General features: G+C 36.9%; 16 protein-coding genes. 6 read left to right on the forward strand and 10 right to left on the reverse strand.

All coding sequences use genetic code 11. The features are described 5' to 3' along the window. Positions 1-77: 77 nt before the first annotated feature. From K5R64_RS10570 to K5R64_RS10590, 5 genes are read right to left on the reverse strand one after another with little or no spacing between them, the layout of a single operon-like run. Positions 78-3,554 carry an efflux RND transporter permease subunit gene (locus K5R64_RS10570; protein WP_220763326.1) on the reverse strand — a complete coding sequence of 1,159 codons (3,477 nt, stop codon included), beginning with the start codon at positions 3,552-3,554 and terminating at the stop codon, positions 78-80. A 9-nt stretch (positions 3,555-3,563) separates the two neighbouring features. Then, on the reverse strand, positions 3,564-4,730 hold the full coding sequence (locus K5R64_RS10575; protein WP_220763328.1) for an efflux RND transporter periplasmic adaptor subunit: 1,167 nt from the start codon (positions 4,728-4,730) through the stop codon (positions 3,564-3,566). Between the two features lie 26 nt (positions 4,731-4,756). Beyond that, positions 4,757-6,103: a TolC family protein gene (locus K5R64_RS10580; RefSeq protein WP_220763330.1), complete on the reverse strand. Its 1,347-nt coding sequence runs from the start codon at positions 6,101-6,103 to the stop codon at positions 4,757-4,759. Next, a complete protein-coding gene (locus K5R64_RS10585) occupies positions 6,100-6,696 on the reverse strand; it encodes a TetR/AcrR family transcriptional regulator (protein WP_220763332.1) in 597 nt (198 codons plus the stop codon). Before K5R64_RS10585 ends, K5R64_RS10580 begins: the two co-directional genes overlap by 4 nt. A 12-nt stretch (positions 6,697-6,708) precedes the next feature. After that, positions 6,709-7,230 (reverse strand): YceI family protein, encoded by a 522-nt coding sequence (locus K5R64_RS10590; protein ID WP_220763334.1) that lies wholly within the window; start codon positions 7,228-7,230, stop codon positions 6,709-6,711. A gap of 155 nt (positions 7,231-7,385) precedes the next feature. Between K5R64_RS10590 and K5R64_RS10595 the strand changes: the two genes are divergently transcribed. The 3 genes from K5R64_RS10595 to K5R64_RS10605 are packed head-to-tail and all read left to right on the forward strand — an operon-like array spanning position 7,386 to position 9,466. Continuing rightward, positions 7,386-8,360, forward strand: coding sequence for a polyprenyl synthetase family protein (locus K5R64_RS10595; protein ID WP_220763336.1), 975 nt, complete (start codon positions 7,386-7,388; stop codon positions 8,358-8,360). Between the two features lie 21 nt (positions 8,361-8,381). Beyond that, positions 8,382-9,107 (forward strand): hypothetical protein, encoded by a 726-nt coding sequence (locus tag K5R64_RS10600; RefSeq protein ID WP_220763338.1) that lies wholly within the window; start codon positions 8,382-8,384, stop codon positions 9,105-9,107. Between the two features lie 2 nt (positions 9,108-9,109). Next, positions 9,110-9,466, forward strand: coding sequence for a hypothetical protein (locus K5R64_RS10605; RefSeq protein ID WP_220763339.1), 357 nt, complete (start codon positions 9,110-9,112; stop codon positions 9,464-9,466). A gap of 113 nt (positions 9,467-9,579) precedes the next feature. On the opposite strand, the gene K5R64_RS10610 is transcribed toward K5R64_RS10605, so the two are convergent. Then, the gene (locus tag K5R64_RS10610) at positions 9,580-10,125 is read right to left on the reverse strand and encodes a hypothetical protein (protein WP_220763340.1); all 546 of its coding nucleotides are present in this window, start codon (positions 10,123-10,125) and stop codon (positions 9,580-9,582) included. A 118-nt stretch (positions 10,126-10,243) separates the two neighbouring features. On the opposite strand from K5R64_RS10610, the gene K5R64_RS10615 reads away from it, so the two are divergent. From K5R64_RS10615 to K5R64_RS10625, 3 genes are all read left to right on the forward strand, one after another. Then, positions 10,244-13,033 (forward strand): 2-oxoglutarate dehydrogenase E1 component, encoded by a 2,790-nt coding sequence (locus tag K5R64_RS10615; RefSeq protein WP_220763341.1) that lies wholly within the window; start codon positions 10,244-10,246, stop codon positions 13,031-13,033. Positions 13,034-13,188: 155 nt separating this feature from the next. Beyond that, positions 13,189-14,415 carry a 2-oxoglutarate dehydrogenase complex dihydrolipoyllysine-residue succinyltransferase gene (gene odhB / locus K5R64_RS10620; RefSeq protein WP_220763342.1) on the forward strand — a complete coding sequence of 409 codons (1,227 nt, stop codon included), beginning with the start codon at positions 13,189-13,191 and terminating at the stop codon, positions 14,413-14,415. 120 nt (positions 14,416-14,535) lie between these two features. Beyond that, a complete protein-coding gene (locus K5R64_RS10625) occupies positions 14,536-15,297 on the forward strand; it encodes a ThuA domain-containing protein (protein ID WP_220763343.1) in 762 nt (253 codons plus the stop codon). Between the two features lie 67 nt (positions 15,298-15,364). Here the strand turns inward: K5R64_RS10625 and K5R64_RS10630 are convergent, their stop codons facing one another. From K5R64_RS10630 to K5R64_RS10645, 4 genes are all read right to left on the reverse strand, one after another. Continuing rightward, positions 15,365-16,120, reverse strand: a complete 756-nt coding sequence (locus K5R64_RS10630) for a hypothetical protein (RefSeq protein ID WP_255580346.1) — start codon at positions 16,118-16,120, stop codon at positions 15,365-15,367. A gap of 25 nt (positions 16,121-16,145) precedes the next feature. Continuing rightward, positions 16,146-16,583, reverse strand: coding sequence for a retropepsin-like aspartic protease (locus K5R64_RS10635; RefSeq protein ID WP_220763344.1), 438 nt, complete (start codon positions 16,581-16,583; stop codon positions 16,146-16,148). Continuing rightward, the gene (locus tag K5R64_RS10640) at positions 16,535-19,210 is read right to left on the reverse strand and encodes a CHAT domain-containing tetratricopeptide repeat protein (RefSeq protein WP_220763345.1); all 2,676 of its coding nucleotides are present in this window, start codon (positions 19,208-19,210) and stop codon (positions 16,535-16,537) included. The genes K5R64_RS10635 and K5R64_RS10640 overlap by 49 nt, the downstream gene beginning before the upstream one ends. Before the next feature lie 213 nt (positions 19,211-19,423). Continuing rightward, positions 19,424-21,370 carry a PKD domain-containing protein gene (locus K5R64_RS10645; protein WP_220763347.1) on the reverse strand — a complete coding sequence of 649 codons (1,947 nt, stop codon included), beginning with the start codon at positions 21,368-21,370 and terminating at the stop codon, positions 19,424-19,426. Positions 21,371-21,419 lie beyond the last annotated feature (49 nt).

Genomic DNA, 21,419 nt, shown 5'->3' on the forward strand with positions numbered 1-21,419 from the left:
TGTATTCCGATTTTTTTTACTCAAAAGATAAGCAGGAACAGAATTAAATAATCGGTATTCCAATGCGGAATCTAGGTTTACAACAAGCTTTTCTTTTTTTCGTTTTTCCAAAGCTTAAATCGTTCTACTAAATAATAGAGTACGGGAACAACGATTAGGGTAAGGAAGGTGGCAAACACCAATCCGAAAATAACGGTCCAAGCTAGAGGTCCCCAGAAAATAACGTTGTCTCCTCCTATGTAAATTTTAGGGTCAAATTCGTTGAACAAGGAGAAGAAATCGATGTTGAAACCAATGGCTAGTGGAATTAATCCTAAAACCGTGGTGATGGCAGTAAGCAATACGGGTCTTAATCTGGCTTTTCCACCAGTTACAATAGCTTCAAATATATGTTCTTTGGGTAAAATCTTATTTTGAGGAATATTCAATTCTTCTTTTTTACGATTCAATAATAACTCGGTATAGTCCAGAAGTACCACTCCGTTATTTACCACAATACCTGCGAGCGAAATGATTCCCATCATGGTCATCATGATGACAAACGGCCATCCTGTTGCCATTAAACCTAAAAATACTCCGATGAAACTCAAGAACACAGCCACCATGATAATAGCAGGTTTAGAAATAGAGTTGAATTGGAACACTAAAATCAACATGATAAGACCAAGTCCCGTTACCAAAGCCCCCATTAAAAACGCCATCTGCTTGTTTTGCTCTTCGATTTGACCAGTAAAGTCAAATTTTACGGTTTTAGGAGCATCAAAATCTGCCATTTCGGCTTGAATTTGACTTACCACTGCACCCGCGTCTGTAAAACCAGGTGAGAGCGCAGAATACAATACCACCACACGATTCAAATCACGGTGTTTGATAGCACTAAATGAAGAACTGTTCTTTTGGGTAGCTACTGTAGATAAAGGAATTTCCTTAATTTGTCCCGAAGCCATATCCCTAAACGTGATGTTTTGGTTGAAAAGAGTGCTTTGGTTGTAACGGTTTTCGTCATTGAATCGCACATTAATATCATAATCTTCACCGTTCAATTTGTACACCCCTGCTTTTTCTCCAAAAACAGAACGTCTGAGTTGGTTTCCTACTTGGCCAGCCGAAACTCCCATTTCACCTGCTTTTTCTCGGTCCACTTCGACTTTCATGGCCGGTTTTCCTTTGTTTACATCTACTTTTAATTCGTCGATTCCCGGAATGTTACGACTGTTCAAAAAGTCTTTCATTTTTTCAGCTGTTACAATCAGCTCGGTATAATCTTTTCCTTTAATTTCGATATTAATAGGATATCCTGCTGGTGGTCCTGCTGCGTCTTTTTCAACAGAAATAGAAACTCCAGGATAAATGTCTTTTAAAGCTTCTTGAACTTTTTGACGCATTTGTTCAGAATCTCTTCCGTTGCGGTATTTGTATTCGCGCATCGATACAGTGATTTTTCCTTTGTGAGGCATTTCGGCTGTTGAACCACCATCTGTTTGAGGGTTTCCAGCACCTTCACCTACTTGAGAAACAGCGGATTCAACTAAATAATTCGTACTGTCGGCTTCGTTGATGTATTCTTTAGAATTTAGAACAGTATAAACGCGTTTTTCAATATCTTTAGTTAAGGCATTTGTTTTTTCAATATCGGTTCCTTGCGGATATTCGATGTACACAATGATTTGATTGGGTTTGTTGTCAGGAAAAAACTCTACTTTGGTTCTTCCGCTTCCTACGCTCCATCCAAAATAGGTGATGATGACAGCAAAGAACATGAAAAACATTACCCCTACGACGATGAATGGTACTTTGCCTGATAAAAAGAATTTTAACCAACCTTCATACCCGTTTTCTAATTTGGTCAATGTAATTTGTTGGAATTTCAACGTCACACCTTTGATAACATATTTGTACAACCAGAACATTGCAGCGGTAAAAATCATCAAGGTTCCTAGTCCGCGCACAGCACCACCAAAAATTAGAATGAGTGTACCAAATCCTCCTAAAATAATACTCAAACGTATCAATTGTTTTTTAGAAAGTACTTTGTCTTTGATGTCCATAAATTGCGATACCAGTACCGAGTTGAAAAAGATAGCCACAAATAACGAAGAACCTAATACAACAGATAGCGTGATAGGGAAATAAATCATGAATTGTCCCATTACTCCTGGCCATAATCCTAGAGGGACAAAGGCGGCTACAGTCGTCAGAGTGGAGATGATTATAGGCATGGCGATTTCACCAATTCCTACTTTGGCTGCTTCATAGCGATTCATACCTTCGTCTTCCATTAATCGGTACACGTTTTCTACTACTACGATTCCGTTATCTACGAGCATTCCCAGTCCCATGATGAGTCCAAATAAAATCATCGTGTTCATCGTGTAGCCCAGTGCGTTCAGTATCATAAAGGATAAGAACATCGACATCGGAATGGCAAATCCTACGAAAAGGGCGTTTCTAAATCCTAAGAAAAACATCAAAACGCCTACAACGAGGATAATACCAAAAATGATGTTGTTTACCAAATCATCTACTTGATTCAAGGTTTTGGAAGAGGAATCATTTGACAAACTGATTTTTAAATCCTTTGGAAAATAATTCTCTTGCGTATCAGCTAGGATGGTTTTGATTTTTTCAGAGGCTTCAATCATGTTTTTTCCGGCTCTCTTTTTTACATCTAGCATCACTACGCTGCTGCCAAATTCTCTTGCATAGGTAGTTTTGTCTTCGTCTTTAAAACTTACTTCGGCAACGTCTTTAAGATAAATAGGGCCGTTTTCGTTTTTAAGAACAAAGTTTTCTAAGTCAGTTGGTTTTTCAATTTCGCCTTTGATGCTAATGGTTCTTCGTTGTCCACTTGAAATGATATTTCCGGCAGACATGGTTACATTTCCATTGCGTACCGCATTGATAACGTCATCAAAACTTACTTTTGAAGCACTCATTTTAAAAATATCAACCGCAATTTCGATTTCTTTTTCTTGTGCTCCACGAATGTCCACTTGCTTGATTTCGGCTAGTCCTTCAATTTCATCTTTTAGGTATTCGCCAAATTCTTTTAATTTTTCAACTGGATAATCGCCAGAAAGGTTGATATTCAAAATTGGAATTTCTTCGGATAAATTCAAGTCAAATACATTGGGCTCAACCTTAACACCGTTAAAAGTAGGCCAATCTTCGTTGGATTTTTTAGCATCCACTTTGTCTTTTACCTTTTGTTTGGCATCTTCTACAGTGATGCTTTCATCGAATTCTACGGTAATGATTCCATAGTCCTCTTGAGAAGTAGAGGTTACTTTAACCACATTACTCACGTTTTTGATGTCTTCTTCGAGAGGATCAATGATGAGACGTTCGATGTCCTCAGCAGTATTTCCAGGATAGACGGTACTGATGTAAATTTTGGTTTCCTTAATTTCAGGAAAGTCTTCTCTAGGCATGGAGTAATAGGCAGAAATACCTAATACAAAGAACAAAGCCATAATGACATATATGGTCATTTTGTTGTCAATGGCCATAGAAGAAAACTTAAATTCTTTATGCTTGATTGGTGGAATGTTCATCTTTCTCTATTATTTTTTTATTATAGACACAATTTGCCCGTCTTTTACGCTTCTAGCTCCTTCTTTGATAATTAAATCACCATCATTAATTCCTTCCAATATTTCAATCAAATCCCCTTGAGATTTACCAGTTGTTACAATCACTTTTTTAGCTTTGGTATGTTTGCCATCTTCTGTCTTTTCAGCGATGTAAAGGTATTGTTCTCCTTCGGCGTTTTCTGAAATAATACTCAACGGTACTGTAATCACGTTCTTGTTAGAGTAGTCGTTGATGTTTAGTTTTGAAGACAAATTAGGTTTGATTAAGCCTGATTTATTTGGTACTTGCACCTGAACTTTGAAAGAACGATTGGCAGGATTGATGTTGTTGTTTACTAACGAAATTTGGGTTTTGATGCTTTCGTTCAGCATTGGAAAGTCCACCACTACTTCAGTACCTCGTTTGATGTCGTTGATGAATTTTTCTGGAACTTCAGCTTCAAGATACATGTTGCTTAGGTTTATAATTCGCAACACAGGACTTCCTGGTGCTAAAACACTTCCTTTTTCAGAAATGATTTCGTCAATAACTCCTGAGAATGGTGCAACAATAACCGTTTTGGCAATTTGTTTTTTAAGTTGTTGTACGGCTCTTACTTGAGCTTCATAATTCGATTTGGCTTGTAAAAATTGAATTTCAGAACCAATTTTTTGGTCCCAAAGGTTCTTTTGTCTTTCAAAAGTAGTTTTAGACAAACTAGCTTGAATTTCGAGTTGGGCTAGTTGTTGTGATAATCCACCATCATCGATACGGCCTAAGGTTTGACCTTTGGAAACACGTTGTCCTTCTTTGACAGAAAGCTGCTCTAAAATTCCGCCTAATTGCGCATTGATAACCAAGTTTTCTTTGGTTTGTACTTGTGCTTGCAATTCGATATAATGTTTGAATACAGTGTCTTTTGCTGTTAAAGTTGTAATCAAAGTTTCTTTGTGGTGTTCATCTAAGACACTTATGGCATCATCTATTTTTTTTAATTCTTTAGATAATTCATCTGCTGATTTGATAATTTCAGCACGTTTTAATCGCAATTGTTCAAGATTCCCCGACGCAATAACGTTCTCTGTAGAATTTTTTTTATCGCCTCCACAAGAGAGCATAACGATTGAAAACACGGTTAATAAAATAGTTTTTCTCATTGGTATATCTGTTTTATTGCTGATTGTTATTTGTTGTTAAGTTTTTCTAGAATGGCTTTTTTATTGATAATATTCACCATCGATTGTAAGTAGTTTTGTTGTGTGGTGTAAAGTTGACGTTGTGCTTCGCTAAAATCAAAACTCGAGGACAAACCTTCTTTGAATTTGACTTGTTGTTTTTTCTCAATTCTTTCAGCTAGTGCTAAATTGCTCTTTGCAGTAGAAAATTCTTCTACGCTGAAATCAAATTCGCTTTTAGCATTGGCGTATTGTAATTTTATTTTTTGATCAGTTTCGTTAAGTTGTGTTTTGGCTTGTTCCAAAGCAATTTTAGCTTGTTGTGTTTTGGCACGATAAGCAAAACTACTGAAGATAGGCACGCTCAACCGAACTCCTAAATTGGAGTAGTTTAACCATTTTTGGTTGGCATTAAAAAAAGTAAATTCATTTGCAAATGAATTGTATCCAAAATTAACATTGGCTGATAGAGTAGGCAGTGCTTTGCTTCTTTCTAATTTGTATTCTAATTCTCTTTGTTTTTGAAAATTAGTCGCAATTTGGAAATCTACATTGTTGGTGACATTGAAGGCTTGTATGGCCAATGCTTCTCCTACGTTCTTTTGCGTTAGAGTTTCTAATTTGTCTGTTACAATCAACTCATCGTTAAGGTCAATCCCTAGGGTGATTTTTAGCATTTTATACGCTACATCAAGCAGACGTGTGGTGTTGTTGAGGTTGCTGTTTACAGAGGCTAAGGTAATTTGTAGTTGCTCTACATTTTCCTCTTCTATCAGTCCGTTCTTAAAAGTTTCTTTGGTGTCCGAAACTGTTTTTTCAAGTGTGGCTTTGTTCTTTTTAAGGATGGCAATGCTTTCTTGTGCTAGAAGTACGTTTCCATAAGCGTTAATCACCATTTCTTTGACTTCAACAGCTGTTTTAGTTTTGGCATTTTCATAGTATTTCAAATACGTTTTGGCCGCTTGCAAAGCAACTATATAGGAACCGTCAAATAAGAGTTGGCTTAAGGTTGCCACGGCATTCATGTTGTGTTTGGTGCCAAAAGCGAAAGTCGCAATCGTATTTTCATCACCGCCAAAAGGTCCACCGCCGGTAACTCCTTGTTGTTGTAATGAAAAATTGTTCAAATAATCTACCGTCCCATTAATTTGTGGTAAGCCTGCTGCAGTGGTCTCCCATTTCTTTTGTCTGGCTGCTTCCACATCACGACCCGAATTGATGACAGAGTAATTGTGTTCTAAGGCATGATGAATGGCCTGATCTAAGCTATACGAATAGCTTTGTTTTTTTTCTTGTGCTACAACATAAGCAGCAAAGAATAAAAGACTGATGAATAGTAAATTTCTTTTTATCATAAAAGTTGGTTTTGCATTTGTTTTTCAAGTTCGAGGAGCCCTTTTGGTGTTGCCATGGCTCGGGTATGGTATTCTAATGCTTTTAATTCTAGTTTTTGAGCTTCTTTTTCAGAGCTGGTGTTTTCGTTTATGCTAAATATTAGCGTGTAATAAAATTGTACATACGCCTCAATATCGATGTCGTCACGGTACAATCCGGCTTCGATCCCTTTTTCTATATTTTGACGAAAACATTTTCTGCATTCATTGATTTCAATGGTCAAGACTTCACTGTAAATTTCAGGGTAATGTTTTTTTAGTTGGTAAATAGGGGAGGTGTCAGAGGCTTGAAACATATCGCTGAACATTTTTCGAATTTCAAAATTTTCAGCTATTGCATTGCTATTTTTAGTGGTTATAGCTTCAATGATTAGATGTACTTCTTTGTGAACGTGCGCTGTTGTTTCCTTAATTAATGCTTCTTTGTTACAGAAATATTTGTAAATTGTTTTTTTTGAGATGCACATTTCACAGGCAATATCGTCCATAGTAATGCTTTTAAAACCTAGTTTTAGGAAAAGCTCGCTTGCTTTTTTTATAATTTTCTCCTTCATTTTCGTTTCTTTTTATGCGGTAAATTCTAGATTGGCTTCGATTTGTAAATCTTGTCCGAGCATGATGCCGTCTTTTTGAAAGATGGCATTGGTTTTTAAACCAAATTCTTTTCTGTTAATGGTGCCTTTAACTTCAAAGGACGCTTTGCGAACGCCATTGTAATAGTTATAGCCTAAAAATTCAGTATCGAGTTCAATTACTTTAGTGATGTTTTTTACGGTTAAATTTCCTTTCAAGAAGTTGATGTTTTTGTTTACTTTTTGAAAAGAAGTCGATTTGAAATTGATAACAGGGTATGTTTCGGTTTCAATAAAATCATCAATTTGTAAGGGAGAGTCTAGTGGTGCTAGTTTGGTTTCTTTATTGTTAATGTCTAATGAAAATTCGATAGAGGCATTCTCGATGGTGTCGTCTTTGAGTTCTACATTGCCTTTAAATTTGTTGGTAGTTCCAGCGATATAAGCAATTATCGAGTGTTTAATTTTTAGTAAAACATCTGATTGTTCCGAATCTATAATCCAATTTGTAGCCATACTAAATCATTTCAATATTTATCGAGGCAAATGTAGGAAGGAAACTTTTAACACCAAAATAGTTTCCATTGTATTTACGTTTTTTTAACATTTCATTTAGAAAGCCAGTTTGTAATCCAATCGGATTGCTGTAAATTAGCCGAAAATTAAAATTTATGCATGCAATCGTTCAGTACCAAGAGTTTTTTGTCAATTATTTGAAAGCTCAATCCATTGATAAAGAACCTAAAAATCTTTATGAGCCTATCCAGTATATAGTAGGTTTAGGAGGGAAGCGAATGCGTCCTGTACTGACTTTGATGGCAGCTGAGGTTTTTAATGCCTCATATCAAGAGGCGCTTCCTGCGGCTATGGCGGTAGAGGTATTTCATAACTTTTCGTTAGTGCACGATGATATTATGGATGATGCGCCTTTGCGTCGAGGTAACCAAACTGTTCATGAAAAATGGGATATCAATACAGGGATTCTCTCAGGGGATGCTATGTTAATCTTGGCTTACCAGTATTTTGAACAATATGAACCTATTGTTTTTAGGGATTTGGCCAAGTTGTTTAGCAAAACAGCTTTGGAGGTTTGTGAAGGGCAGCAATGGGATGTAGATTTTGAGACCCGTAATGATGTTACCATACCCGAATATCTTAAAATGATTGAGTATAAAACTGCGGTTTTGGTTGCAGCGGCTATGAAAATGGGAGCCATTATTGCTCAAACTACCCCTGAAAATGGCAATTTGATTTATGAGTTTGGTCTTAACTTAGGATTGGCCTTCCAGCTGCAAGATGACTATTTAGACGCTTTTGGAAATCCTGAAACTTTTGGTAAACAAGTGGGTGGCGACATTATTGAGAATAAAAAAACGTATTTGTATCTTAAAGCGATGGAACTTGCTTCGGCGTCGGATAAAATAGCGTTGGCAGAATTATTCGCAAGTCAATTAAAAGACAATACTGAAAAAATAGAGCAAGTGAAGGCTATTTTTATTCGTACAAGTGCCGATGTTTTGACCCAAGAAACAATTGAAGCGTACACTCTTAAGGCTTTTGCAACTTTGGATAAAATGGGAATTGCTCCTGCTAAAAAAGAAGTTTTGAAAGCTTTTGGTGAAAATCTAATGAAGCGAAAAGCATAAGTAGTGCTAAAAAAGGTAGTGATGAGTGGAATAGCAACGGCAACATGGGAACAAGAACGGGTATTAAGTACCAAATGGGAATTGGTTTACGCTTGTTGTTTTCCTTTTTTTACCATTTTAGCGCTAGGAATTGATTCGGTTTTCTTTACGAATCAATTTTTTGATGGCCGACAGCTGACGAACGTTTTGGCTATTTTATATTTTGTTGGGTTTTATTGGGTTGCCTCCGTGCCTCTACGAAAATTGATGTTTGTGATGGTAGGTTTGTCTTATATAGGAGAACTTATTTTTTGCAAACTACTAGGGATGTATGAATACCGCACCCCAATGATACCTTTGTATGTGCCTTTTGGCCATGCAATTGTTTATGCCTCGGGTTATGTGTATGCACACGCCTTTTGGTCTCTTCAAAAAGAATATTCTATTCGTAAATACTTCCTTTGGTTTTTTGCTGCATTATTTTTAGGCGTGGGCATACTATTACAGGATTATTTTTCGTTAGTGTTTGGCGTTTTGTTTTTTTGGTTGTTAAAACGAAAAAAATGGCAAAACTTGTATTGTTTTATAGCCCTTTGTGTGGTGTTTATAGAATTGGTGGGAACGTATTTTAAATGTTGGGCTTGGGAGCCTGAGATTTTTGGATTCATTCCTACCTCAAATCCGCCTATGGGTGCTGTTTTTTTCTATGCCGGTGGCGATGTGTTGTTGGCTAAAATTGTAAAAATTTGGGATACTAAAAAAAATTAAAAATGAATTTTATTGCGCCAAAATCGTCTGAATTGCTCTTGCAAGAAGCGACTCAAGAATCTCTTTACCTTCATTTGATTGAGCAAATCAATAAAGATTTTAATTTGGCCAATGAAGGAATAGACTTCCCTAAAAGCATTACGCCAGAGGAACTCAAAATTCAGTTACACGAAAAAATCTACCGCATGATTCAGTATAAATTTGCGGAGTATCTCAACCTGCTTTATATTATAGATGTATCTGAAGAAGAAATAAAAAAGCTAGACGGCTCTGATTTAGTAATCCTAGCAGAACAAGTTGCCTTCCTTATTTTAAAGAGAGAATGGCAAAAAGTTTGGTTTCGAAATAAATTTAAGTAAAGATTCAAATTATTTTAGGAATCTGAGATACTAAGATTGCAAAATATAGTTCTAGAAATTTCAAAATACTTATATCTCTCAGCTTCTTATTTGCTTAACAGCTTAGCTGCTCCTTAAAAATAAAACCTCACAAAAGGCATGAAAGCATCACTGTAAGCACGATTGTTTTCTTTGAACAATACATTGTATCGCACTCCGATTGTAGCATTGCCACTACGGTAACCAGCGCCTAGAAAAAGACCTGTGTTCCAAAAATTATCGGAAAAGTCATAAGGGTAATTGCCTTTTACATTCACTCGAAGTTGTTCCAATTCAGCTGAAAGTTGGATTTCCCTAATGGGATTAAATAAGGAGATTAAACTAGCACCGTACAGATTCGAAGTGTAGAAATTTTTTTGTTTGGCATAGGTGTATTGCGCTCCAATACCTACCGAAAAATATTCATTTACATTATAAATAGCACTAGGAGCAACTGAAATGTCAGTATAGCCATTGCCAATACTTAGCCCTAAACCGCCTCCAAATTGTACATTGTCCCAAAAATCAGTAGTGTTTGCAGTATTTCTATTTTGGAATTGTGCGCTTGCTGAAAAACTAACAAAAAGGAACAATAAAATTAAATTACGGTTTGCTAAGAGTGAAAGATGATTATTTTTCATGGTTTTGTAATTTTTTTTAACAAATCTTCACGTAAAAGTACTTAAAAAATAGATTCAGATATAATGGATTATTGTATTTTTGCCAAACTATTTAACAAAAAGTACATTCACTAACATTATGGATAGGTTTTCATTTTTAAACGCAGCACACACCGAATTTTTCGCTCAATTATACGACCAATATTTAGAAAATCCAGACAGCGTAGAGCCTAGCTGGAGAAGTTTTTTTCAAGGTTTCGACTTTGGTATGGAAACTTATAATGACGAAAATCCAATTCAATATAGCAATACCTCTTCTGTAGCGGCTCCAGTAGCAGCTGCCCCAGTAGATAGTAGCAAGATTTCAGAACAGCTCCAAAAAGAGTTCAAAGTTGTGAAATTAATTGAAGGGTATCGTTCAAGAGGGCATTTGTTTACCAAAACAAATCCAGTAAGAGAACGTAGAACTTTTTCGCCAAATTTGGATTTGGAAAACTTCGGACTTTCTTCGTCTGATTTGAGTACTGTTTTTGATGCGGCTAAACTATTAGGATTACAGCCTTCGTCTTTATCTCAAATTATCGATCACTTGAATAAAGTGTATTGTCAGCACATAGGGATTGAGTATATGTACATCCGTAAACCTGAAATCATTGAGTGGATTCAAAATAAACTTAATGTAAATGAAAACCAACCTACCTTTACGGCTGACCAGAAAAAAGGAATTTTAAACAAATTGAACCAAGCGGTTTCTTTTGAGAATTTCTTGCATACTAAATATGTAGGTCAAAAACGTTTCTCACTTGAAGGAGGAGAATCTATCATTCCTGCTTTGGATGCTTTGATTGAAAGAGCGGCTGAAAAAGGAGTGGAGCAATTTGTAATGGGGATGGCTCACCGTGGTCGTTTGAACGTTTTGGCAAATATTTTTGGCAAATCAACTCAAGATATTTTCTCTGAATTTGACGGAAAAGACTACGACCAAGAATATTTTGACGGTGACGTAAAATACCACTTAGGACTTACAGCTGACAAAATCACGAGTACAGGCAAAAAAATCAACATCAACTTAGCTCCAAACCCTTCTCACCTTGAAACAGTAGGTGCTGTAATCGAAGGAATTACTAGAGCAAAACAAGATAAATATTTCCCAGAAGATTTTTCTAAAGTATTGCCTATCGCCGTTCACGGGGATGCCGCTATCGCAGGACAAGGAATTCTTTATGAAATCATCCAAATGGCACAATTAGATGGATACAAAACGGGTGGTACCATCCACATTGTCATCAACAACCAAGTTGGATTTACAACGAATTACCTAGATGCTCGTTCTTCTACGTATTGTACTGACGTTGCCAAAGTAACTTTATCACCTGTATTACACGTAAATGCTGATGACGCAGAATCTGTAGTGCATGCCATGCAGTTTGCATTGGATTTCCGTATGGAATTTGGTCGTGACGTATTTATTGACTTGTTAGGGTATAGAAAATATGGACACAACGAAGGTGACGAACCTCGTTTTACCCAACCGGTATTATACAAAATCATCGCTAAACATAGAAATCCAAGAGATTTGTATGCAGAAAAATTATTATCTGAGGGCATTATCGATGCGAATTTGGTAAAAACTTTAGAAAAAGAATACAAAGACGATTTAGATCACAACTTAGAAGCGTCTCGTAAAAAAGACTTGACCATTATTACTCCATTTATGCAAAATGAATGGAAAGGGTTTGAGCAAGTTTCTACTGATGCGATGTTGCAAAAAGTAAACACAAGCGTTGACAAATCAATCTTGGATTCTATTATTGGAACCGTATCCAGCTTACCAACGGACAAAAAATTCATTAACAAAATCACTAAGATTGTTACCGATAGAAAAACAGGATACGACAACAATACCATCGATTGGGGTACTGCCGAAACTTTGGCTTACGGTACTTTATTGACAGAAGGTTACGACATTCGTATCTCAGGACAGGACGTAGAGCGTGGTACTTTCTCACACCGTCATGCGGTAGTAAAAGTAGAAGATTCTGAAGAAGAAGTAGTACTATTGAATAGCATCGAAAACAAAAAAGGGAATTTCCATATTTTCAACTCTTTCTTGTCTGAATATGGTGTATTAGGATTTGATTATGGATATGCATTGGCTAATCCAAATGCATTGACTATTTGGGAAGCACAATTTGGAGATTTTTCTAACGGTGCCCAAATTATGATTGACCAATACATCTCTTGTGGAGAAGACAAATGGAACAATCAAAACGGATTGGTAATGTTATTGCCTCACGGTTACGAAGGACAAGGGGCTGAGCACTCTTCAGCGCGTATGGAGCGTTACTTACAGTTATGTGCGCGTCACAATATGTATGTAGCGGATTGTACTACGCCAGCGAACTTCTTCCACTTGTTGAGAAGACAAATGAAAACCAAATTCCGCAAACCATTAGTAGTATTCTCTCCTAAAAGTTTGTTGCGTGACCCAAGATGCGTTTCAACAGTTGAAGAATTAGCTAACGGAGAATTCCAAGAAACTATTGACGATACAACCGTAAACAAAGCTGATGTAAAAACATTAGTTTTCTGTACTGGTAAATTCTATTACGACATCACTGCCGAAAGAGAAAATAACGGTCGCAAAGATGTAGCCGTGGTACGTATCGAGCAATTGTTCCCGTTACCAGTAGAACAATTAAAAGCCATTATAGCACAATATCCAAATGCTGATGATTATGTTTGGGCACAAGAAGAACCTAAAAACATGGGAGCTTACAGCTATATGTTGATGAACTTCGATTTGGTTAAATGGAGATTGGCGTCATTAAAAGCATACTCAGCACCAGCTGCCGGAAGCTACACAAGAGCAAAACGCCGTCATGCGGATGCTATCCGAATGGTATTTGATAAAAATTTATTTAGATAAAAATTTGGAGCTATTTCCTGCTGTCCGCTATATCTTTTTCTTTTTTTAAAGAAAAAAAAGAAAAAGGATGCCGCTTCCATCAGGGCTAGGGCCAAATGCAAACAATAACGATTCAGAATTAAAAAATTAAAATTCATCATTTAAAATATTAGGACATGATTTTAGAAATGAAAGTTCCATCACCAGGGGAATCTATTAAAGAAGTTGAAATCGCCACTTGGTTAGTACAAGACGGAGATTATGTAGAAAAAGATCAAGCAATTGCTGAAGTAGATTCAGATAAAGCGACTTTAGAATTACCTGCAGAAGCAAGTGGTATTATTACTCTAAAAGCAGAAGAAGGTGATGCAGTAGCAGTAGGCGCAGTAGTATGTCATATAGATACAGGTGCAGCAAAACCATCAGGTTCTTCAGCAGCGGCTCCAGCTCCAGCAGCTGAAGCTCCAAAAACAGAGGTTAAAGCTGAAGCTCCAAAAGCAGCGCCTGCACCAGCAGCAACTTACGCTACAGGAACTCCATCTCCAGCAGCTAAGAAAATATTAGATGAAAAAAATATTGCTCCAGCAGCTGTAACAGGAACTGGAAAAGCAGGAAGAATCACTAAAGAAGACGCAGTAAATGCAGTACCTTCTATGGGAACTCCTACAGGTGGTAGTCGTGGTGTAGAGCGTACTAAATTATCCATGTTGCGTCGTAAAGTAGCAGAGCGTTTGGTTTCAGCTAAAAACGAAACGGCGATGTTGACTACTTTCAACGAAGTAAACATGACGCCTATCAACAACATCCGTAACGAATACAAAGATGCTTTCAAAGCAAAACACGGTGGTGTAGGACTTGGATTCATGTCTTTCTTTACAAAAGCAGTAACAAGAGCTTTACAATTATACCCAGACGTTAACTCTATGATGGACGGTGACCACAAAATCGCTTTTGATTTCTGTGATATTTCTATCGCGGTTTCAGGACCAAAAGGATTAATGGTGCCTGTTGTACGTAACGCTGAAAACTTAACCTTCCGTGGTATTGAAGCTGAAATCAAAAGATTGGCTATCAAAGCACGTGACGGACAAATCACTGTTGACGATATGACTGGTGGAACTTTTACAATCACTAACGGTGGTGTATTTGGCTCTATGTTATCTACTCCTATCATCAACCCTCCTCAATCTGGAATCTTAGGAATGCACAACATCATCGAGCGTCCAATTGCGGTAAACGGAAAAGTAGAAATCCACCCAATGATGTACGTAGCATTGTCTTATGACCACAGAATCATCGACGGTCGTGAGTCAGTTGGTTTCTTAGTTGCGGTTAAAGAAGCTTTAGAAAACCCAATCGAATTATTGATGGACAACAATCCTAAAAAAGCATTGGAATTGTAATTTAAAATGTCATTCTGAGCGAGAGCGAAGAATCTATATAAAAAATCCCAAATTCCCCCCGAACTCTCGGGATTGGAATTTGGGATTTTCTTTTTATATTCGGAGAATAAATAGATGAAAATGAAAATCAAATTCCTACTTCTCACCCTTGTTTTCGGATTAACCACGGTTCCCGCTAATCCAATTGCTAAAAAAAGAATATTGGTTTATACCAAGAATGGCAAAGGCTATGTCCACGAAAACATTCCAGCGAGTGTGAAAGCGTTACAGAAAATAGGTGAAACCAATCATTGGAGCATTGATGTTTCGGATAATCCAGCGGTAATGACGACTGAAAATCTAGCAAAATACGATTGTCTAATTTTTTCGAATACCAACAATCAAATTTTTGATACCGAAGAACAACGTCAAGCTTTTGTTTCCTATATTCGGCAAGGTGGTAGTTTTGTAGGGATTCATATTGCCTCGGGTTCTGAACGGGAATGGCCTTGGTTTCACGCTATGATTGGAGGCAAATTCAAAAGACATCCTGCTTTTCAAGCATTCGATATAAAAGTAGTTAATAAAAATCATCCTTCGACTGAAACACTTCCTGAAATCTGGAAAAAGGAAGATGAATGTTATTATTCAAGCGAACTCAATCCCAACATCCAAGTACTCTTAGCCGCAGATTTACGCACCGTAACCGATAGTCAAAAAGACGTTTATCCAGGACGTATTTTTGGAGATTACTTCCCCTTGGCTTGGTGTCAGGAGTTTGAAGGCGCTAGAGTGTTTTATACTGCTTTAGGGCATGATAGTAAAGATTATGAAGATGTATTGTATCTTCAGCATTTAACAGGTGGAATAAAATGGGCGTTGCATAAGAAAGCTAAAAAATGAAATTCGCCTAAAAAGAAGATAATTTAAAAGCCTTCGAGAGCATGGCGTTCATCGAAGGCTTTTACTGTTAATTGCCTTGATACTTGACAAAATCAAACAAAGCATAGTTTAGTGAGTACGGAGTATGGTCGCCTATGAAATTCAGGTTTTCGACACTGCAAAAGATTTTAAATTTTTCTTTCGTGCCATAATTGAGTTGCAGGCTGCTTACGGTACTACCATCAATTTTCCATTTGGCAAAATATTTACTTTTGGAATTTAATGTCAGTTCCATAGACAAAGTGTACCATTGTCCTCGTTTGATTTTTATAACATTAGATTGAAAAGGATTGGCCTGAGAGGTCATGTACGCTAATAAATCATCAGGTGCAGCATTGATGGCTATTCGTTCGTTTTGTGAGCCGTATCCTATTTCAAAATCCAATTCATGGGTGTCGTCATTGTATAAAAAGGCACCGATACTAGCCCGATCTCCTACACCCATTTCAGGGACAAAAACACGCCAAGTGTAGGTTCCAGTGCTATACGTGGTCATGGACTTGACCTTAGGGCGGTCTATTGTGTAAGGACGGGTGTATAGGTATAGATTCCCGTTATCAAGTGAATAATTGATTTGTCCGTTCATGTTTTGGGAAGCGTCTTCCCATTCGTCTAAATTTTCAAAATCCCAAAATTTATAACTTACAGTTCTGGATGGTTTTTGAGTGTTTTCTGTTGTAGTGGGAATCGCAACAGATTTGGTTTCGTTTATCATCAGGTCTTCTGTACAAGAAAATAACAATAAGGCGATGATTCCGCTCAGTATTTTTGTATTGGATTTCATAATTGGTGCTTTTTTGGTTGGTTCTTTATTGTAAATATAAATAATGATTGTAATAATCAATAATAGCTTTTCCTCTCAAAAGGATATCTGCCCCTATGATTCCGTGTACAGGTTTTACCTTGTATTGAATTAAGGCTTCATTGACATGTGATAAATCAAAAATGACCAAATCAAATTTGTTTTTTTTCCAAAGACCTAATTGAATTTTGTTATTGCTTGCCGTTTGCGTAAGCATGCCTGTAGCTCCCGCTCCTGAAGCTTTGGTTTTAGAATCTTGGGCTTCCACCAAGAATAAGTTTACTGTTTCAAAACCAATGCAACTGTTGGATGCTCCTGTGTCCAAAATGAAATTTCCTTTTACACCATTAATTTTTGCTTTAATCAATAAATGTTGGGTCTTGGTAATCTTAAACTTTATTTTTTTATATTTTTCCTTTTTGAGGATTTCCTGTAGTTTTTCCATTTTTTGAAACGAGTAAAAATCAAAAGTAAGCTAATTACTCCTATAAACCCAAAAATAAGATAAGCATATTGGAATGATTCCTCACCTGCAGCGGGACTACCATAATAGACAAAAGCACTCCAGTAATACGGTGATTTCTTGGTGTTAGAAATGGTTTTGTCTGCTAAATAATCCAACTTGGCTTGATGATTTGCTTCTAGATACGAGCGGCCTTTTTCGCATAGGTGGTAAAAATAATCCATCCATTTGGAAGTAGTGAAATCATTTACTTTCCAAAGAGAGAATAGCAAATTTCTTGCTCCCGCAAACTGAAAACCACGGGCCACGCTCATCGCACCTTCGGATTTGTATAATTTGCCAATACCCGTTTCACAAGCACTCAAAACCACCAAGTCAGGATCAATATGTAGCGGATATAATTCGGAATACAACACCTCTTGGTCATAGAATTTGATGCTTGCAGCCGTTTCTAAATCACCTGCACTAGCATGTGTGGATAAGTGTAAAATGCTATGACTACTCGCATGGGTTTTAAAATTATCAAATGTGGCCTCTTCATTTTCAAAAAAAAGACCGCCAAATGTATTTTTAATCGAAGCCAATTCGTTTTTAGAAAATTCCAGTGCATAATCGGTTTTTTCAAAAACAGGGAAGAGGCCTAGCACATTTTTTTTGGGCTTTTTATTCTCTATTTCGTTCCAATAAAAAGTTACGGAGTTGTTGTAACCAATGATGAAGTCGTTGACCAAATAATGCATTTTTGCAAAATTAGTGGTGGTAGATTCTTGCGTAATCAATGCGTCAAAGGGTAAGAAATTCAGTAACCCATCTGGAATAATTATAAGTTTTTTATAAGCGGTAGGTTGTGGTATTTGCAAGAGATCGTAAACTTTTTTGGCTTGTTGTTGATAGCCTTTAGGGTTGTCTAAGATGGTATTGGCTTCTTTAAAATAGTACAAAAAACGCGTTATTTCCTTTAATATTGTAGTATTTGTAAAGGCTTGTAAGTGAAGGGTGTTGTCTTTAAAAACAAAGCAATACGTTTTTTCGCTTCCTGAAAAATAATTAAGAAGTAAGGTCTTTTCTTTCTTTAGTTTTTCAAAGAGGAGTGAGATGGTTATTTCTTGATTTTCAGTAGGGGTGGACTGATTTTGCAGTTTTTTGAGGGAAAGCACCAATTCATTTTGTTTTTCGATAGCATGGTTGATTTTTTCAATAGCAGCTTTTTCTCCTTTTTGCTGTTCTTTAGTGATTTCAATGGTCCAATTTTGCAATTGCTCTAAATGTAATTTTTCTTCCCTCGAAGCAGTTTTGTTTTTTTGAAGATAATTTTTTAAAACAGTCGATTTGGTTTTTTCAGCTAGTTGAAAAGCCTGTTCGATATAGCGCTGTTTTTTTTCTTTTTCAAATAACTCCTTGTAGAGCGCAATGCATTTTTCGGTGCGTAAGCGAACTCGGTTTTGGTGGAGGATTTTGGAATTCTCCGTAAGGAATAAAGTAGCAAAGGCTTCTTCGATGGGCATTGCCAGTGTATAGGCTTCTAAGGCTTTTTGAGGATTGTTTTTAAGACTAAAAATTGCGCCTTGTAAGTCCAATGCGTCTAGTAAAATCGTTTCGGCATATAGGGACTTCGTTTCAGGTAGAATACTATTTTTGTTGGAATAACTTGGGATTAGCGTTTTGAATACGAGGCTCAGGAGAGTGGTAGCTTCTGTGTATTGGCGCTGTTCAAAACGCAAAACGGCTTCTTCATAATACAATTTGGCTATTTGGCGTGGGTCTTGGTTGAGTGTGCTAAAGAAAAATTTTTTAGCTGTATCAAAATAATTGTTGGCTTGGTCAAAGAGCTTCTTTTGAGTGTAAAGAGCCGCTAAGTTGCGGTAACAATTGGCGAGTGCTTTGTTCTGGTTTTTACTTTTTTGCAACAATTGAATGGCATAGAGATAGGTCGATTCTATTTTTTTGAACGAAATTTTCTCGTTGGTAGGGGCAGTAGATTGACCGAGGGCTAACATGTAATTGTTTCCTATGTTGGTGATAATAATTCCTTTTTGTTCCGGCGTTAATTTTTCAGAATGTAAAGTCTTTTGTAGCAATTCGATGGCCATGTCGGTTTTGCCTGCACTTTGATAAACGTTGGATAAATTAAGTAAGGCAGCTAGTTTGTGTTTTGAAGCTTCGTCGGATTTTTTGGATTTAGAGGCAAGATAATAATATTGTTTGATGATGTTTTCCGCATTGTCATAATCGCCTTGCATGGTGTATAAATTGCCCAATGGCTTTAAGGCGTACTCGATAATGTCATATTGTCCTAATTGATTTTTATGATACGTTTCCCAGGCTTTTTCATAACTGGCTATTGCTTGCTGGTTGTGTCCTAATTGCATTTCGTAATACCCTTTGTTACAATTTAAAATAACTATAGCCAACAGGGCGTCTTTTGATTTGACGGTTTTATTGTTCCAAAATTTACGGTCAAGTTGGGTCAATTCATTGAGTCCTTTTTCTGAGGGTTGAGCCACAAAAGCATCAATAGCATTGTAAATGGAATCCTCTAAACGGATTGCGGATTGACCGAATGCAATTAGTGTTGAAAAGAGGATAAGTATGAAATGTTTTGTATTCATATTTTTAGTTTAACTACAAAAGAATGCAGGCGCTTTTAAAGTTACAAAAGAAAACTTTGCTAAAAACTTTTTCATCTACGATCATACTAAAATTTTCATTTTAGTTGTTTTTTATTGTTATAAAGATTTTTATTGGTTAATGCCTTGATAATATTCGTGACTTATTTCTTTATGACTTTTGTGGTTTTTTAGGTTTAAAAAAGAGTTATAAAATTAAAACTTCCATATTCCGTAAAACTGGAAATAATTGAAGTTTTCTTTGAAATTCATCACATATCGCGCTCCTAAACTGGGACCTATACGGGCGACACCAAAGGTAAGGTCGAAGAGAAGCCCTGACTTAAAATTAGTAAAACTTTTTGTGGTTGCTGAGGTTTCTTCCTTGGAAGCAACGGGGACAGTAGGTTTATCAGGGTCAAGTAATTCAGTTAGCGTTGTTTGGCTTTGTTTTTCGGAGGCATCGATATTGGCTTGAATTCCCGCTCCTACACCAATAAAATTATTAATGTTGTACCGAATCAGTAACGGAATTTCGTTGTTGAAACTGGTGTTTTCTGTGGTGGTTGTTGTACGTTGTAGTTGGCGAACACCATTAGAATTCTGAATGAACTCTTCGGATGTGGATTTCGCCGATTGGTATTTGTGGAGGCTATTGATTAATTCTGCTTGCCAATAGAATCGATAGGATTTGAAAGGCGATAGGGTTGCTCCTGCAAAATAACTGGTAGAATTGTTCAGGCTAGGATAGTAATTGTAACCAGCTTTTGCTCCTATGGAAATTCCAGGAAGGAAACGTGTGGTGGCATAATTGGTCAGAATGGGTTCGTTTTTATCAAAAAAGATAGCCGTTCTGCTTCGGGTATTTATTTTGTGAAAGTCTTTGTTGAATTTCATCGAATATTTTACAAATCCTTTGGTACTGTCTTTTTCATGTACATTTTTTTGATTGCTACCCGGGAGATAAATGTTTTTGAAAGTGAAGAAGATTTGTTTTTGTTTGATGATCGTGTCCAAGCAACTGGTTGTGGGAACTTCGTTTTTAGGGCAAATAGGGCATTTAGGATACATATCCTCAATTTGAAACGTTTTTTTGTCAAACATATCAGGAATGTCGGTTTCCAGTCGAATCATACGTGCTGGCCCTTCGCCATTGTTTTGAAAACGGGTTTTGAATGCCACTCTTTTAAAACGAACCAAACGGTAATTCATAAAACTTCCATTGGAGCCCATTTTGTTTGGGTCATGCGAGGTGACAATTTCCATTTCAAGGGTTTTTACTTTATGGTTTTTGTAGTTTCTATTGGGAACAAATACCCCCCGCATGGTTACGGTAGCGCTAGTGTCCTTGAGCATTTCAGGGGTGGTTTTGAAAGTATAAAATACATTTCGAGCTTCATTAGGATTCATATCGTCCATTTCTAAAATACTTACTTGGTGGTAGTCTTTTTTAGCAATGGCGAGTGTGGTTTCTAAATCGGTTTCATCGCTAGTGTTCCGTTGTTTTAGAATGGGTTTGGCATCATTGGAAACCAAAAAACGATTGTTGTCGTTAAGCTCTTGGGCAACTGCAAAGGTGTTTTCTTTTACCTCTCTTTCCCCTGAATGGGAACGGAAATCTACGAGTTCAAAGTTGCGATGTTTGAATTGAGTTTCATTATAAAAAAGGTACAATTTGCCATTAGAGACATAATTTTCGGTGTTTTGATAGCTGAGAATAACCACCATTTCTTGCTCGGGGATGGGGTCGCAGTTTTTTTGAAGTGTAAAACCACTCGGGTCGGTTAAGGTGGCGATGGTAGTATTGGCAGGAGTGGTAAGGTCATTTACAACCACTTTTTTAGGGCGTGTTGTGGGAGGTTTTCCGTTGTCGTAATTGTTAGTAACTGCCAGGCGAGCGTTGTAGGTACCTTTGTTTTTATAAACATGTTTGGGTTCTGCCTCTTTGCTGTAAGAACCATCGCCCATTTCCCATAAATAGGAAAAACTAGGTTTGGGAGCACCAGCAATCGGAATTAATGGGGGCAGTTCTGGCTTGAAATTGACTTGGTTCCCTGTTTGGATATAGCCTATGATGGCTCTACGGGTGATAGTATCCTTTACTTTGGTTTGTGAAAAGGATAATATAGAGAATAGGAAAATGAGTCGAAACAATATTTTCATAATCAATAGGTTTGGGTTAGGTTTTATAAAAATAGCAAAAAGCGGTGAT

It is taken from the genome of Flavobacterium sp. UMI-01, assembly GCF_019656315.1.
Classification (GTDB): Bacteria; Bacteroidota; Bacteroidia; order Flavobacteriales; family Flavobacteriaceae; genus Flavobacterium.

Excerpts from the sequence above, each read along its gene's own strand:
- K5R64_RS10635 (WP_220763344.1), bottom strand. The coding sequence starts at position 16,583 with ATGGAAAAACTACAGGAAATCCTCAAAAAGGAAAAATATAAAAAAATA.
- K5R64_RS10645 (WP_220763347.1), bottom strand. The coding sequence starts at position 21,370 with ATGAAAATATTGTTTCGACTCATTTTCCTATTCTCTATATTATCCTTT.
- K5R64_RS10590 (WP_220763334.1), bottom strand. The coding sequence starts at position 7,230 with ATGGCTACAAATTGGATTATAGATTCGGAACAATCAGATGTTTTACTA.
- odhB (WP_220763342.1), top strand. The coding sequence starts at position 13,189 with ATGATTTTAGAAATGAAAGTTCCATCACCAGGGGAATCTATTAAAGAA.
- K5R64_RS10610 (WP_220763340.1), bottom strand. The coding sequence starts at position 10,125 with ATGAAAAATAATCATCTTTCACTCTTAGCAAACCGTAATTTAATTTTA.
- K5R64_RS10605 (WP_220763339.1), top strand. The coding sequence starts at position 9,110 with ATGAATTTTATTGCGCCAAAATCGTCTGAATTGCTCTTGCAAGAAGCG.
- K5R64_RS10640 (WP_220763345.1), bottom strand. The coding sequence starts at position 19,210 with ATGAATACAAAACATTTCATACTTATCCTCTTTTCAACACTAATTGCA.
- K5R64_RS10580 (WP_220763330.1), bottom strand. The coding sequence starts at position 6,103 with ATGATAAAAAGAAATTTACTATTCATCAGTCTTTTATTCTTTGCTGCT.
- K5R64_RS10630 (WP_255580346.1), bottom strand. The coding sequence starts at position 16,120 with ATGAAATCCAATACAAAAATACTGAGCGGAATCATCGCCTTATTGTTA.
- K5R64_RS10600 (WP_220763338.1), top strand. The coding sequence starts at position 8,382 with ATGAGTGGAATAGCAACGGCAACATGGGAACAAGAACGGGTATTAAGT.
- K5R64_RS10585 (WP_220763332.1), bottom strand. The coding sequence starts at position 6,696 with ATGAAGGAGAAAATTATAAAAAAAGCAAGCGAGCTTTTCCTAAAACTA.
- K5R64_RS10625 (WP_220763343.1), top strand. The coding sequence starts at position 14,536 with ATGAAAATCAAATTCCTACTTCTCACCCTTGTTTTCGGATTAACCACG.
- K5R64_RS10570 (WP_220763326.1), bottom strand. The coding sequence starts at position 3,554 with ATGAACATTCCACCAATCAAGCATAAAGAATTTAAGTTTTCTTCTATG.
- K5R64_RS10575 (WP_220763328.1), bottom strand. The coding sequence starts at position 4,730 with ATGAGAAAAACTATTTTATTAACCGTGTTTTCAATCGTTATGCTCTCT.
- K5R64_RS10595 (WP_220763336.1), top strand. The coding sequence starts at position 7,386 with ATGCATGCAATCGTTCAGTACCAAGAGTTTTTTGTCAATTATTTGAAA.
- K5R64_RS10615 (WP_220763341.1), top strand. The coding sequence starts at position 10,244 with ATGGATAGGTTTTCATTTTTAAACGCAGCACACACCGAATTTTTCGCT.